This window comes from Pseudomonas sp. LD120, assembly GCF_009861525.1.
Taxonomy (GTDB): Bacteria; Pseudomonadota; Gammaproteobacteria; order Pseudomonadales; family Pseudomonadaceae; genus Aquipseudomonas.
Window position 1 is genome coordinate 951,285 of record NZ_WVHL01000005.1, and the last position, 12,444, is coordinate 963,728.

Sequence of the window (12,444 nt, forward strand, 5' to 3'; positions counted from 1 at the left end):
GCCTGCCCGTTGCTGAAAAAAAGCCGCTGCCTCCGATCGAGGCCGCGGCTTTTTTCGTCTGTGGTTGTTGGCCGCCACAGAAGGTGGGGCTGTGTCCAATTTGCAGCTAGCCTGCGAAGAGGCGTCCATGGTGGGCGCAACGAGGCTGGCTGATGCTCAATACATCAAAACGCGCCTGGCGCGTGTTGTTCGGTAGTGTGCTGGTGAGTCTGCTGACGGCTTGTTCGCCGCTCAAGGTGCTCAACGCCCTGACACCCAGCAGTACCTTCATCAAGACCCGAGACATTGCCTATGGCAGCGACCCACGGCAGCAGCTCGACGTCTATCAGCCTCGGCAGGTGGTGCCCGGTGCCCCAGTGGTGGTGTTCTTCTACGGAGGCAGTTGGAACAGTGGCTCGCGCCGCGACTATGACTTTGTCGGCGAGGCCCTGGCCTCGCGGGGGATGGTGGTGGTCCTGGCGGACTACCGGCTGTATCCACAGGTGCGTTACCCGGTCTTTCTTGAAGACGCGGCCCGCGCGGTGGCCTGGACTCATCAGCACATCGGCGACTTTGGCGCCGACCCCCAGCGCTTGTTCCTGATGGGGCACAGTTCGGGAGCGTACAACGCAGCGATGCTGGCTCTGGATCCACGGCTGCTGGAAGAGGTCGGGCTGACGCCACAGATCATCAAGGGCTGGATCGGCCTGGCCGGGCCCTATGACTTTCTGCCGATTCGCAACCCTGAGGTGCGTCCGGTGTTTTTCTACCCGGACTCGCCGCCGGACTCGCAGCCCATCAATCATGTCAGCCGAGGCGCGCCACCGGCTCTGCTGATCGCGTCCAATGATGATTCACTGGTCAATCCACGGCGCAATACCGGTGGTCTGGCCAGCAAGCTGCGAGCGGCGGGGGTGCCGGTGCAGGCGTTCTATTTCTCCTGTACCAGCCACGCCACCCTGGTCGCAGCGCTGTCGCGACCTTTACGCGCGCTGGCTCCGGTACTGGATCGGGTCAGTGGCTTTGTCGAATCGACACCGACTCAGTGAGCCCGGGTGAACCAGAGGTCGCGGCGTTGCAGGTGCCAGGCGAAGGCTGCCAGGGTCAGGCTGCGCAGGAGCATGAACAGCAGAAACGTCAGCCACAGGCCATGATTGCCAAAGCCTTGCAGGGCCCAGGCGAAGGGCAGCAGCAGGAGCACGCTGAGGAGCATGCCGTTGCGCATTTCCCGGGCCCGGGTGGCACCGATGAACAGACCGTCCAGCAGGTAGCTCCAGACCGCGATCAAGGGCAGTACGGCAAGGTAGGGCAAATAGATGAAGGCCGTCTGGCGCACGTCAGGCATGTTGGTCTGCATCTCGATAAACAGATGGCCACCCAGTAGGAACAGCACGGCAAACCCCAGGCTGGCCAGCAGCGACCAGCCTCCGGCCACCACCAGCGAACGGCGTAGCGCCTGGCGGTCATGGGCGCCGATGGCATGCCCGCACAGGGCTTCTACCGCATGAGCCAGCCCGTCCAGAGCGTGGGCCGTGAGCAGAAGACCATTGAGCAGCAAGGCGTTGGCCGCCACCGTGGCATCGCCGAGGCGCGCACCTTGCACGGTAATCAGGAAGAACACCGATTGCAGGGCCAGGCTGCGGATGAAAATGTCGCGGTTCACCGCCAACAGTGGGCGCCAGCTTTGCCAGCGGCGCAGCGTGGCCCAGACGATCTGCCCCGGGTAGGCGCGCAGGGCTGGGCGGGTCAGGGCCAGGCCGATCAGGGCGCCGGTCCATTCGGCAATCACCGAGGCCCGGGCCGAGCCCGCCACGCCCCAGTCCAGCCCGAGGACGAACCACAGGTTGAGGGCAATGTTGACCAGGTTGGTGCTGAGCAGGATGGCCAGCGGCGCCCGGGCATTCTGGGTGCCGAGGAACCAGCCGACCAAGGCGAAGCTGGCCAGGGCGGCAGGCAGGCCCAACAGGCGGGTATGAAAAAACGCCCGGGTCATCTGCTCCAGCTCCGCCGAGGGTTGCATCAGTTGCAGCGCCGCGCCGCTCAAGGGCACGCCGATGGCCCCCAGCAGCAGCGCCAGGCCCAGGGCCAGCAACAGGCCCTGGAGCAGGACCTGCCGTAGGGCCGCGCCATCGCCGCGGCCAGCGGCCTGAGCGGCAAAACCGGTGGCGCCCATGCGCAGAAAGCCCATGGCCCAGGCGAGAAAGGTATAGAGGCTGGCGCCGACCGCCACCGCCCCCAATTGGTGGGCGTGGGGCAGGTGGCCAATCACCGTGCTGTCCACCAGGGCCACCAGAGGCACGGAAATGTTCGACAGGATCATCGGCGCGGCCAGGGCCCAGACGCGACGATGGGTGGGGCGATGACGCCAATCGGTAATCAGAGGGGACATGCGGGCTCCTTGCGAGAGCCGGCATTGTAGCCTCAGCGCCACGAGGCGCGGAGGCTTGGGCCAATGTTGATGTTCGACGATGCGACGTTAAACAGGCGTGGCCCAGGTTCGCTGGAGAGGGAGCCAGCTCCCGCCCCAGTGGCTCAGTGGATGATCCAGCTCAACAGCCAGAGACCGAATACCAGCCAGATGATGCCGAGGAGGATCGAGGCGCGCATGAAGGCGCGGATCGCCCAATAGAGAAACATCAGGCCGATGACCAAGGCGATGATGCTGATGATCGAAGTGTCCATGCCCAGGGCTCTGGACAGTCCATCGACAAAGTTGCCGCCGGCGTGGGTCAGGGTGTTGAACAAGCCGCTGAGCAGATCGACGATAAACCGGATGACCGAACCGATGGCTTGGCCGAGCCACTCGAAGAAGCTTTCTACCTGCATGTGTGTGTCCTGATCAGAGAGGGGGCAAGCTGCCCGAGCTCAACCTTGGGCCATGAAGGCCCGAGGCGAGTTCCCCACAGCATAGAAGCTGCCGGGGCTGCACATTCTGTAGGAGCCGGCCTGCCGGCGAAAGTGCGCTTGCGTCCCGGGTCCATCCCCCGGAAGCTATACGCCTTCAGGAGACCCCGATGAACCTAGAGCAACTGACCCAACGCCTGCACGCCATTCGTGATCGCAACGACTGGCGGCAGTTTCACAGCCCGAAAAACCTGGCCATGGCCGCCAGTGTCGAAATGGCCGAACTGGTGGAAATCTTCCAGTGGCTGACCGAGGACCAGTCGCGGCAACTGCCGGCGGACACGCTGGCCCACGCCGGGCAAGAAGTGGGCGACATCGTCCTTTACCTGCTGTTGCTGTGCAGCGAATTGGGGCTGGACATGGACCAGGTGGTGCGCAGCAAGCTGGCGGACAGCGAACGGCGGTTCTGCTCATGAGCGATCGGCATTTCGACCAGTTGGCGACCCGTTTCGCCGAGAAGATCTATGGCGGCGCCAAGGGCGCTATCCGTCTCGCGGTGCTTCAGGCCGATCTCAAGGAAAGCCTGCCCGAGCGGCCGCTGCGGGTGCTGGATATTGGCGCGGGCCTGGGGCACATGTCGTTGTGGCTGGCTGAGCGTGGGCACCAGGTAACCCTGGCCGAGCCGGCCGGGCCGATGCTGGAAGGCGCCCGCCAGCGCTTCGCCGAGGCCGGACAGTCGGCGACCTTTATCCAGGCGCCCTGGCAGGCGCTGCTGGGGCAACTGAACCAGCCTTACGACTTGGTGCTCTGTCATGCGGTGCTGGAATGGCTGGCCGAGCCTCATGCGATCCTGCCGGTGCTGCATCAACTGACTGCCGCCGACGGTTGGTTGTCCCTGGCGTTCTACAACCGCGACGCCTTGGTTTATCGCAATCTGCTCAAGGGCCACTTTCGCAAGATGCGCAAGAACGACATGGCGGGGGAGAAGCAGAGTCTGACTCCGCAACAGCCGCTTGATCCCCGTGAGCTGGCGGCGCAACTTGAAGGCTCGTGGCGAGTCGAAATCCAGAGCGGAGTGCGGGTTTTCCACGATTACATGCCGGTGGAATTCCAGGCTCGCGCTGAGCTGACCGATCTGCTGGAGATGGAGTTGGCTCATCGTCGACACCCAAGTTTCGCCGGGCTTGGGCGTTATCTGCATTGGCTGTGCCGGCCGGTATAACGGAGTGCGCAATGAAACGCCGCCTGGGTCTGATCCTTCTGTGTTCCGGGCTTGCCGCCTGTCAGGGCAGCAACCCCTATGTCGCCAGTTCCAACCCGCTGCCGCCGGCGCCACCGCAAGCGGCCAACACCTTCGACCGCAGCGCCTACCCTGCGCCGCAACGGGACTATGGGCGCTACCGCAATTGGGCCTGGCTCAATGGGCGCCTGCCCAGCGGCTCGGCCTGGGCCGACTCGGCGCAGATCGCCGAAGCGGTCAGTGGCGCGCTGGATCAGCGCGGCCTGCGTCCCTTGCATGACAACCGTCCGGCGGACCTTTGGGTCAGCGCCGACTTGCACCTGGAGAAACGCCTGCGCCAGGTTCAGGATGATTACGGGTATGGCGGCTATGGTGGCTACAACCGTTACGGCCCCGGCTACGGCATGTACGGCAGTGTCCCGGTGGTGCGCAGCTACGAAGTGGAAGTGGTGGTGGTCCGGGTCAATCTCTACGACGGCGCCAGTGGCCAGCCGGTATGGAGCGCCAGCGCTGAAACCAGCAGCCGGGGCAGTCTCAGCGAGCGCGCCGAGGCGCTGCGCGAAGCGGTGCAACAGGCGATGGCGGCCTATCCTCCCAGTTAGTCGAACCACCGCCGTTCTTGCTCTTCAAGCGGAGAAACAACATGTTCCATCGAATCGCGTTACTGGTCTGTGCCGCCCTGCTCAGTGCTTGCGCCGCCGCGCCAGTCAATCATGACTTCGACGCCAGCCGGGACTTTGGCGCCTATCGCAGTTGGAGCTGGAAAGAACCCGCCTTGCAATACCGCCCCGACGACCCGCGGATCAGGAGCGACCTGACCGAGCGACGCATTCGCCAGGCCGTGGCCGAACAACTGGATCAGCGTGGCTTGCGCCCGGTTCAGGGTGCAGGTCGGGCTGACCTGACTGTCCAGGCGTACCTGATCGTCGAGGACCGTCAGCAACAGGTCAGCACCAACTATGGTGGCGGCTGGGGCGGTCCCTGGAATGGTTACTGGGGTGGGCCGATGTACAACGAAACCCGCAGCATGACCTACAAGGTGGCGACCCTTCAGATCGACCTGCTGGACGGCAAGGACGGCAAGCTGGTGTGGCGTGGCAGTGACGAACAGATGCTCAGCGACTCCCCCCGTCCCGAGGATCGCGCTGCGGCGATACGTACCACGGTGATGCGCATTCTGCAGAATTACCCACCCCACTGAGCTCATGGCCGGCCCTGTACCGCGGATCACCGAGAGCGCCGCAAGCCGCGTGCGTTGCCATCAGCCGCCGGCAGTCCTGCACTGGCGCCCTGGCGGCGCCGGCCCCAGGCATTGACTACACTCCTTGCACCCTTGGAGATAGCGGCTCGGCGGCGAGCTGGTAAAGGAGTGCCTTGATGTCTCCCTTGAAGCGGTTTTCCAGTCCGCTCCGCCAGCGCGGAGCCATTGGCCTGATGGCAGCGGTGACCTTGGGCTTGGCGCTGTTGTTCATGTTGCTGGTGGTGGACAGTGGCCGGCTCTATATGGAACAGCGCAAGCTGCAGCGGGTAGCGGACAACGCGGCGCTGGAAGCCGTCAGCCGTGGCGGCAATTGCCTGGCTGGCCTGACGGCCGCCACCTATGCCGGGCAGAGTGCAGTGCGCAATGGCTTCGTCGTCGCCGCCGGCAATACCCTCACCACCACCTGTGGCTCCCTGACCACCGGAGCCAACAGCTTGCGTACCTTCAATGCCAACCCGGCACAGTCGGCGGCTGTGCGGGTAATCGCCACTAACACCGTCCCCATCAGTGTGGCCTCGGGTATTGCTGCGCTGTTCACTTCAGGCCAGATCAACCTCACCACGCAGCTCACGGCCACCGCCGTTGCGGCTGCACCGACGCCACCGCTGGCGCAACTGAGCATTCGCAGCACCGTAGGCACCGTCAACAGCACCAACTCACCGTTACTCAATGCCCTGGTGGGCAACATGCTCGGCGGCAGCGTGAACATCAGTGCCGTGGGCTGGAATGGCCTGCTCAACAGCGATATCAATTTGCTGAGCTACCTCGACCAACTGGCGATCGACCTGGGCGTCGCCGCCGGCAACTACACCCAGTTGCTCAACACCCAGGCGAGCCTGACTCAACTGCTCCAGACTGCCGCCACCGTGGTCCAGGCCAATGGCGCGACCGCCGACATACTGGCGGCCCTGGGGAGCCTGCAGGCGGCGGTGAGCGCTCAGATACCGGAGCTGGAACTGGGGGACATCCTGAAACTGCAGACCGGTGCCGTGTCCACCGCGCTGGATGCCAACGTGCAGCTGTTCCAACTGCTGCAAGCGATGGTTCAACTGGCCAACAGCAAGAGCGCGGTGGCGGCGGTAATACCGGCCAACCTGCTGGGCCTGGCCAATGTGACGGTCAGGGTCAAGGTCATCGAGCCACCGCAGTTCTCGGCGGTCGGTGACCCTCGGCTGGCCATCCTCGATCCGTTGGGGCCCAATCGCATCTATGTGAGCACAGCCCAGGTACGGACGCTGGTTTCAGTCGACCTCACCGGCCTGTCCGGGGTGACCGGCCTGGCCAATGCGGTGCTGGGCCTGGTGGGTTCGCTGACGCCAACCCTCAACAATGTTCTGAGCCTGGACCTGGCGGCCACCATCAACTCTGTGGGCTGCCTGCTGGGCGCCGGGTGCCAGCAAGTCGACCCGCGAGTGCTGCCTTCTCCGCGAATCGACATCAACCTGGAACTGGGCGGCGCCAAGGCTTACGTCACCAACTACAGCTGTCCGACGGGCAACACCGGAACCAAAAGCCTCACGGCGTACAGCGAATCGTCCCTGGCCGACATCAAGGTCGGGCAGATTGACCCCAACACGACGTTCTCTTCCGCGGTGGAGCCTGTGGTGACGCCGCTGCCGATCATCGACCTGGGTATCTGGACCTGTCGCAAGATTCTCGGGATCGGCAGTTGCGGGCCCGCACGCACAGCCTTCGCCGCCGGGGGCATCGGCATCATGGTCGACAGTTCGCTGGGGCTCAGCCAGACCGGGCCGAACGTGGGGCGGGACCTGACTTACTCAAGCGGTGCGCCGGATTTTGCTATCCCCGCGAACGTCAACCAGATGCCTAGCGAGCAGAACGCGGCCCCGACCAACAACCTCGTCGACAGCCTGTCGGGTACCCTCAGCGGGATCAGCCTGGAGGTTTACCAGCCGGTCAACGCCAACCTCCTCGGCTCGGTGGTGGCAGGTGCGGGAGGGCTGATCAATGGTGTCACCAGCCTGATCATGCCGCTGATCAGCAACTTGCTCAGTCCCTTGCTCGATCCGCTGTTGAACAACCTGCTGGCGGCGTTGGGGGTCAGCCTGATGGATGTCGAAGTCGGCGCCAACCTCACCTGCGGACAGACCGGCAAGGCTTACCTGGTGATTTGATTCACCTGGACAATCGGCAGTTCGATGCAGAACCGAGCCCCCTCAAGACCGTTGCTGGCGCTCAGGCGTCCGCCCATGTTCTCGACGATGCCATAGCTCACCGAGAGGCCCAGTCCGGTGCCGATGCCCACCGGCTTGGTGGTGAAAAAGGGTTCGAAAATGCGCTCCAGCAGGCGAGGGTCGATCCCGCCAGCATTGTCTTCGACCCACAGGCGCACCCACTGTTCGTCACGCTGGCCGTGGATGGAAATCCAGGGCTTGAAATCGCGCTGCTGTTCGCGCTTGCTCAGCAAGGCATCCCGGGCGTTGACCACAAGGTTGATCAATACTTGCTCCAGTTGATCGGCAAAACCCATGACCTGGACCTCAAAACCCAGCTCACTGATGCGCAGTTCCAGACCCTTGCCACGCATGCCTTCGGCCATCAGCGAGCAGGTGCCGTCGATGGCCAGGGCTGGATCGAAGGGCTGCTGTTCGACTTCCGAGCGCCGTCCGAACACGCGCATGTGATCCACCACCCGGGCGGCACGTTGGACCTGATCGTCGATGCGATTGAGTTTGTCGGTGAGGTAGTCGACCTGGACATCGCCGTTGTTCAGGCGCTTGAGCACATTGACGACGGCCATGCGCATTACGTTCAACGGCTGGTTGATTTCATGGGCCAGGCCAGTAGCCATTTCGCCCAAGGTGGCCATTTTCGCGCTTTGCGTGAGCTGTTGCTGGGAGCGCCGCACTTCGGTGTTGTCCCGGCCCACCGCCTGGATCTCCAGCAGTTGTCCCTGCTCGTCGAACACGCCGCGATCGGACCAGACCCACCAGGCATGTTCGCGTCCTGGCAGTTGCAGGTTGATCTCTGCGGTACTGACCGGAAACTCGGGGCTCAGCAGACCGATTCGCCGCTCGAAGCCTTCGCGCTGTTCGGCGGACAACCACTGTCCAAGATTGCTCCCCGGCAGATCCTCGGCAGCGCACTCCAGGTAGGCCGCCAGCGGCCGGTTGCCGAAGGTCAGGGTCAGGTCCGGGCGGTAGCGGCAGATCATCGCCGGAGAGTCCTCCACCAGAATCCTGTAGCGCTCCTCGCTCCGGCGCACTTGCTCGGTCGCCAGGGTGGCCTCGGTCACGTCTAGCCACAGGCCGACGGCTTCCACCGGCAAGCCCAGGTCATCGCGCAGCAGTTTGGCTTCGTCCAGCACCCAGTGGTACTCGCCTTGGCGATCGCGCAGGCGATAGCGCGTATGCACGCTGCCTTCGCGCAACAACTGGCGGCAGCGCTGGAAGTACAGGTCGTGGTCCTCGGGGTGTAGCCAATCGATCATCGCCCCGTCGTTGCTGTCTTTCAGGCTCCAGCCCAGCAGGGGTTGCAGGCTGGCACTGAAAAAACTCGGTTGCAGGGCGCCTTCCAGGTAACGCTGGACATAGATCACTGCCGGGGAGCTGGCGATCAGGTTGTCCAGGCGGGCATGGGCTGCTGCGGCCTGTTGCTGCTGGTTCTTGATATCGCTGATGTCCAGCATGAAACCCACCAGGCGCAGGCTTTCACCCCGACCCAGGGCTTGTCCCTGGAGGCGATACCAGCGGCTTGGGGTCGTTGGCTCGGTGGGCTGCAGGCGCACGCAGAGTAACAGCGGCTTGCCCTGTCTCAAGGCCTGCAAGCAACTGCCGAGTTCGGCTCGATCGGCGGGGTGAATCAATTCCAGCCAGTCCTGGATCGGCAGCCGCGTATGCTCTTGGGCCAGTTGCAGACTGGCCGCCAAGGGGCGCGACAGCAGCACTTCGGCGGTGTTTGCGCACAGTTCCCACCAGCCGGCACCCAGCAGTCCCTGCAAGGCCTCCAGGCGTTCCAGATGCAGGTGAAGGCGCTGTTCGCGCAAGCGCCTGAGCAGAGGTCCGGTCACGGCAGCAGTGAGCATCAACCAGTCTCGGTCCTGCAGGTCCGGGGCGTGTTGCTGCGGGTTATAGCCGCCGCACAGCAGCCAGGCAGAGAGGCCGTGGTCATCTCGGTAGGGCACCAGGAAGCCTTCGCGGTGAGCAAAGATACCCTGCAGTCGCGGGTGTTCATTGAGCCCCGGGATCGGGTTCAAACGCAGCGGTGTGTTGCCGCTCAGGCTGTCCAGGCCATTGCCCAGTGCCTGTCCGTCGTGCCACAGCTGCGCAGCGTCATGAGCGTTGTAGCAACTGTGGATCACCCAGTTCTGTTCCTGTTCGTCCAGCAGCGCCAGAGCCAGGCAAGGGATGCGCCAGTTGCGGGCCAGGTCGGCGAGTTGATCGTGCAGGACATCGGCCAGGCGCGACTGGTTGCACAAGCGGATCTGTTCATTGATCTGCGCGGCGAATACCTGGCACTGCTCACGGCTGAGGGCTTGCTGGCGTTGCTGGATCAGGTCGCTGATGTCCAGCAGTTGCAGGTGCCATTGTTGTTCCCCGCGCTGGACCCAGCCACGCAAATGCAAGGTTTTGCCGGCGACTCCGCGAAACGGCAGGTCCAGCACTTGCCCGCTCCAATCGGCGGGGCGACCTTCAAGTGCCTGCGTGATGCCCGCCACCACATAGTCCCTCAGATGCGCAGGCGTTGGGCGGGGCGGTAACTGGATCAAGGTATGCCGCAGCGGCCCGCTCATGCTGAGGATCTGACCTTGCTGATCCAGCACCACTTGCAGGCCAACCGCTTGAGGAGGCCGCGTCGCTGGGGGGGCATCCCCGGTCACTGGCTGACGCCCCAGAAGCCGTGCGAAGAACTTGTCGCCAGCCATCAAAACTGCAGGCTCGAGCTGACCGAAAGGCTGGCGGGCAAGTTGGGAACCGCGCCGACCACCGGCAACACTATCTGGGGCATGACCTGGTTCAGTTTGCTGGTGGGGTAGCTCACCGATACAGTCAATACGCCGTTGCTGTAGACCGCGTTGTAGTCGCTGGCGTCGAAGTTGAAGGCTTGGGGAATCCACAGGGTTTGGCTCTGGACCACGCTGTTGGCGAGGTCCTGCACCGTGGTGGTGTAGTTGGGGGTGTTGGGGTCGACCATGACGGCGCGACGGATCGCTTCAGCGGTGGCTTGGTGGAAGGACTGCATCATCAACAGCGGCACGCTATAGCTGACCAGGCCATAGAAGACGGCGAAGAAGATAACGAAGACCGCGGCGAACTCGATCGCCGCAGCGCCTTTCTGTTTTTCAGGGAGGCCCGGTTTCATGAGTGCGTCTACTCTGACAGCCACTATGTCCATTGAGCATAGGTTCATTCCGGCAAAAGGAACGTTCTGGACGATGCATTTTTTGCTGTTGTGGATCTGGTTGAGTCTCTGCGCGCTGCAGGATTGGCAGCAGCGGCAGATCGCCAATTCACTGACCCTTGGCGTCGCCTCGCTGGCGACAATCTATCTGCTGGCGACCGGCAGTACCTGGCTGGGGGCCAGTGCTGCTCAAGGGGGCTGGGCGCTGCTGCTGGCATTGCTGTTCACCTTGCCTGGTTATGCCATGGGGCGGATGGGCGCAGGCGATGTGAAGTTGCTCGCGGCCCTGGGATTGGCCACCGACACTCAGCATCTGCTAGGGACATTCATTGGGGCCGGGCTTTGCAGCCTGCTGTGGCTGCTGATCGCCCCCCGCTACAAGCCGGCGTATCAACAAGGCACCGCGCAGCTGTCAAAAAAATACCCATATGCGCCTTTTGTGTTGGCGGGCATGGTCTTGACGGTGACCGTGCTCCACTAGTCGCGGGTTCGACTAGTGCTATGTACATAGTCGGAAAGTAGGTCTAGGTTTTAGGTTGTGGCTGCCCGGATCATGTGTGGCAGGACGGGAGTGGCCAGTCGAGGATTGGCCCGCACGGAGTAGCATGTGAACAAGCTCACCTCACCGATGAAAGTGCTCGTGGTCGATGATCAGCCACTGATTGTCGAAGAACTGTGCGAGTTTCTTGAAAGCAGTGGTTACCGTTGTGTTCCTTGTGAATCCAGCCGTGAGGCCGTGGATTGTTTCACCAGGGACCCGGAGATTTCCCTGGTGCTGTGCGATCTGCACATGCCTGACATGGATGGCATTGAGATGGTGCAGGAACTGCAACGCAGGGCCGGCAAGCAACGGGTGTTTGAGGCCATCCTGCTCACCGGGCAATCCGATAAGCAGGATGTGATCAAGGCCTTGCGCGCCGGCATCTCCGATTACTACCAGAAACCCATTGATCTGGACGAGCTTCTTGAGGGCCTGCAGCGCCAGGAAGCGGTCTTGCAGGAGCGGCAGAAGAACCTGCACCTGGGGCACCTGAACCAGAAACTGCAGTTTCTCTCGGAATCCATCGACGACCTGTATCAGGACCTGGACAAGGTTCGCCGCACGCCTGCGCCCGGTTGCAATGAAGACCCAGGGGATGATAACGAGGCTGACCACCTCGAAGTTCCGGCGATCTTCAATCAGCTCTCACCGCGTCAGCTGGATGTGGCCCGGCTGGTGGGCAAGGGACAGACCAACTACCAGATCGCCTGTGAACTGGGGATCACCGAAAACACCGTCAAACTCTATGTCTCCCAAGTGTTGCGACTGACCCACATGCACAATCGCACGCAGTTGGCCTTGGCACTGTCACCGAGCAATACAGGGCTACGTCAGCGGGTGACCGCGCACTGAGCCTGATTGGCCACGTCGGCGGAGCTCCCCTCACTGCCGGCGTTCTACGCCTGACCGTTTGCTGTTGATCTTGCCGCCGATATCCGGCTCATACAGGTCCGGGATGGCGTACTTGTGTTTCTTCAACCAGCGTTGCAACGCCTGTTCGCGTTCGGTGGGCGTCGCCGCTTGCGGCTGCGGCGAGGACGCCAGGTTATGGCTCTGCAGTAGCCGCCAGCCTACGGCTTCCTGTTGCTGGGGCGAAGACGGGCCGGCGTCGATGGCCTGTGCGAGCAGTGGCAACCTCAGCCGTGCATGAGCCGTTTCATCTTCAGTGTTCCTTGGCTGGCGCGACATCCGGCTGCAGGCCGGCCCAAGGTATCAGGC

Annotated in this window: 13 protein-coding genes; 8 read left to right on the forward strand and 5 right to left on the reverse strand. The window is 63.1% G+C overall.

All coding sequences use genetic code 11. The features are described 5' to 3' along the window. Nucleotides 1-152 precede the first annotated feature (152 nt). Nucleotides 153-1,028: an alpha/beta hydrolase gene (locus PLD_RS18620; RefSeq protein WP_159895269.1), complete on the forward strand. Its 876-nt coding sequence runs from the start codon at nucleotides 153-155 to the stop codon at nucleotides 1,026-1,028. Here PLD_RS18620 and PLD_RS18625 read toward each other — a convergent pair. Further along, nucleotides 1,022-2,368 (reverse strand): MATE family efflux transporter, encoded by a 1,347-nt coding sequence (locus tag PLD_RS18625; RefSeq protein ID WP_159895271.1) that lies wholly within the window; start codon nucleotides 2,366-2,368, stop codon nucleotides 1,022-1,024. The genes PLD_RS18620 and PLD_RS18625 overlap by 7 nt on opposite strands. Before the next feature lie 143 nt (nucleotides 2,369-2,511). Continuing rightward, nucleotides 2,512-2,805 carry a hypothetical protein gene (locus tag PLD_RS18630; RefSeq protein WP_159895273.1) on the reverse strand — a complete coding sequence of 98 codons (294 nt, stop codon included), beginning with the start codon at nucleotides 2,803-2,805 and terminating at the stop codon, nucleotides 2,512-2,514. A 188-nt stretch (nucleotides 2,806-2,993) separates the two neighbouring features. Here PLD_RS18630 and PLD_RS18635 point away from each other — a divergent pair, with 188 nt between their 5' ends. The 5 genes from PLD_RS18635 to PLD_RS18655 all read left to right on the forward strand — a co-directional run bounded on the left by PLD_RS18635 (nucleotide 2,994) and on the right by PLD_RS18655 (nucleotide 7,459). After that, nucleotides 2,994-3,299: a MazG-like family protein gene (locus PLD_RS18635; protein ID WP_159895275.1), complete on the forward strand. Its 306-nt coding sequence runs from the start codon at nucleotides 2,994-2,996 to the stop codon at nucleotides 3,297-3,299. Beyond that, nucleotides 3,296-4,045: a methyltransferase domain-containing protein gene (locus PLD_RS18640; RefSeq protein WP_159895277.1), complete on the forward strand. Its 750-nt coding sequence runs from the start codon at nucleotides 3,296-3,298 to the stop codon at nucleotides 4,043-4,045. Before PLD_RS18635 ends, PLD_RS18640 begins: the two co-directional genes overlap by 4 nt. Before the next feature lie 11 nt (nucleotides 4,046-4,056). Further along, complete coding sequence (locus tag PLD_RS18645) at nucleotides 4,057-4,665, forward strand: DUF4136 domain-containing protein (RefSeq protein ID WP_159895279.1); 609 nt, start codon at nucleotides 4,057-4,059, stop codon at nucleotides 4,663-4,665. Nucleotides 4,666-4,706: 41 nt separating this feature from the next. Continuing rightward, complete coding sequence (locus PLD_RS18650; RefSeq protein WP_159895281.1) at nucleotides 4,707-5,264, forward strand: DUF4136 domain-containing protein; 558 nt, start codon at nucleotides 4,707-4,709, stop codon at nucleotides 5,262-5,264. Between the two features lie 176 nt (nucleotides 5,265-5,440). Next, complete coding sequence (locus PLD_RS18655) at nucleotides 5,441-7,459, forward strand: pilus assembly protein TadG-related protein (protein ID WP_159895283.1); 2,019 nt, start codon at nucleotides 5,441-5,443, stop codon at nucleotides 7,457-7,459. On the opposite strand, the gene PLD_RS18660 is transcribed toward PLD_RS18655, so the two are convergent. Both PLD_RS18660 and PLD_RS18665 read right to left on the reverse strand, forming a co-directional pair. After that, complete coding sequence (locus tag PLD_RS18660; RefSeq protein WP_159895286.1) at nucleotides 7,444-10,212, reverse strand: ATP-binding protein; 2,769 nt, start codon at nucleotides 10,210-10,212, stop codon at nucleotides 7,444-7,446. The two genes, PLD_RS18655 and PLD_RS18660, sit on opposite strands and share 16 nt — an antisense overlap. Beyond that, entirely contained in the window at nucleotides 10,209-10,646 is a 438-nt protein-coding gene (locus PLD_RS18665) for a TadE/TadG family type IV pilus assembly protein (protein ID WP_159895288.1), read from the reverse strand. The genes PLD_RS18660 and PLD_RS18665 overlap by 4 nt, the downstream gene beginning before the upstream one ends. A gap of 73 nt (nucleotides 10,647-10,719) precedes the next feature. On the opposite strand from PLD_RS18665, the gene PLD_RS18670 reads away from it, so the two are divergent. Both PLD_RS18670 and PLD_RS18675 read left to right on the forward strand, forming a co-directional pair. Continuing rightward, a complete protein-coding gene (locus PLD_RS18670; protein WP_159895290.1) occupies nucleotides 10,720-11,166 on the forward strand; it encodes a prepilin peptidase in 447 nt (148 codons plus the stop codon). 126 nt (nucleotides 11,167-11,292) lie between these two features. Next, entirely contained in the window at nucleotides 11,293-12,078 is a 786-nt protein-coding gene (locus PLD_RS18675) for a response regulator transcription factor (RefSeq protein WP_159895292.1), read from the forward strand. 30 nt (nucleotides 12,079-12,108) lie between these two features. On the opposite strand, the gene PLD_RS18680 is transcribed toward PLD_RS18675, so the two are convergent. Next, on the reverse strand, nucleotides 12,109-12,414 hold the full coding sequence (locus PLD_RS18680; RefSeq protein ID WP_159895294.1) for a DUF3613 domain-containing protein: 306 nt from the start codon (nucleotides 12,412-12,414) through the stop codon (nucleotides 12,109-12,111). Nucleotides 12,415-12,444: the final 30 nt, after the last annotated feature.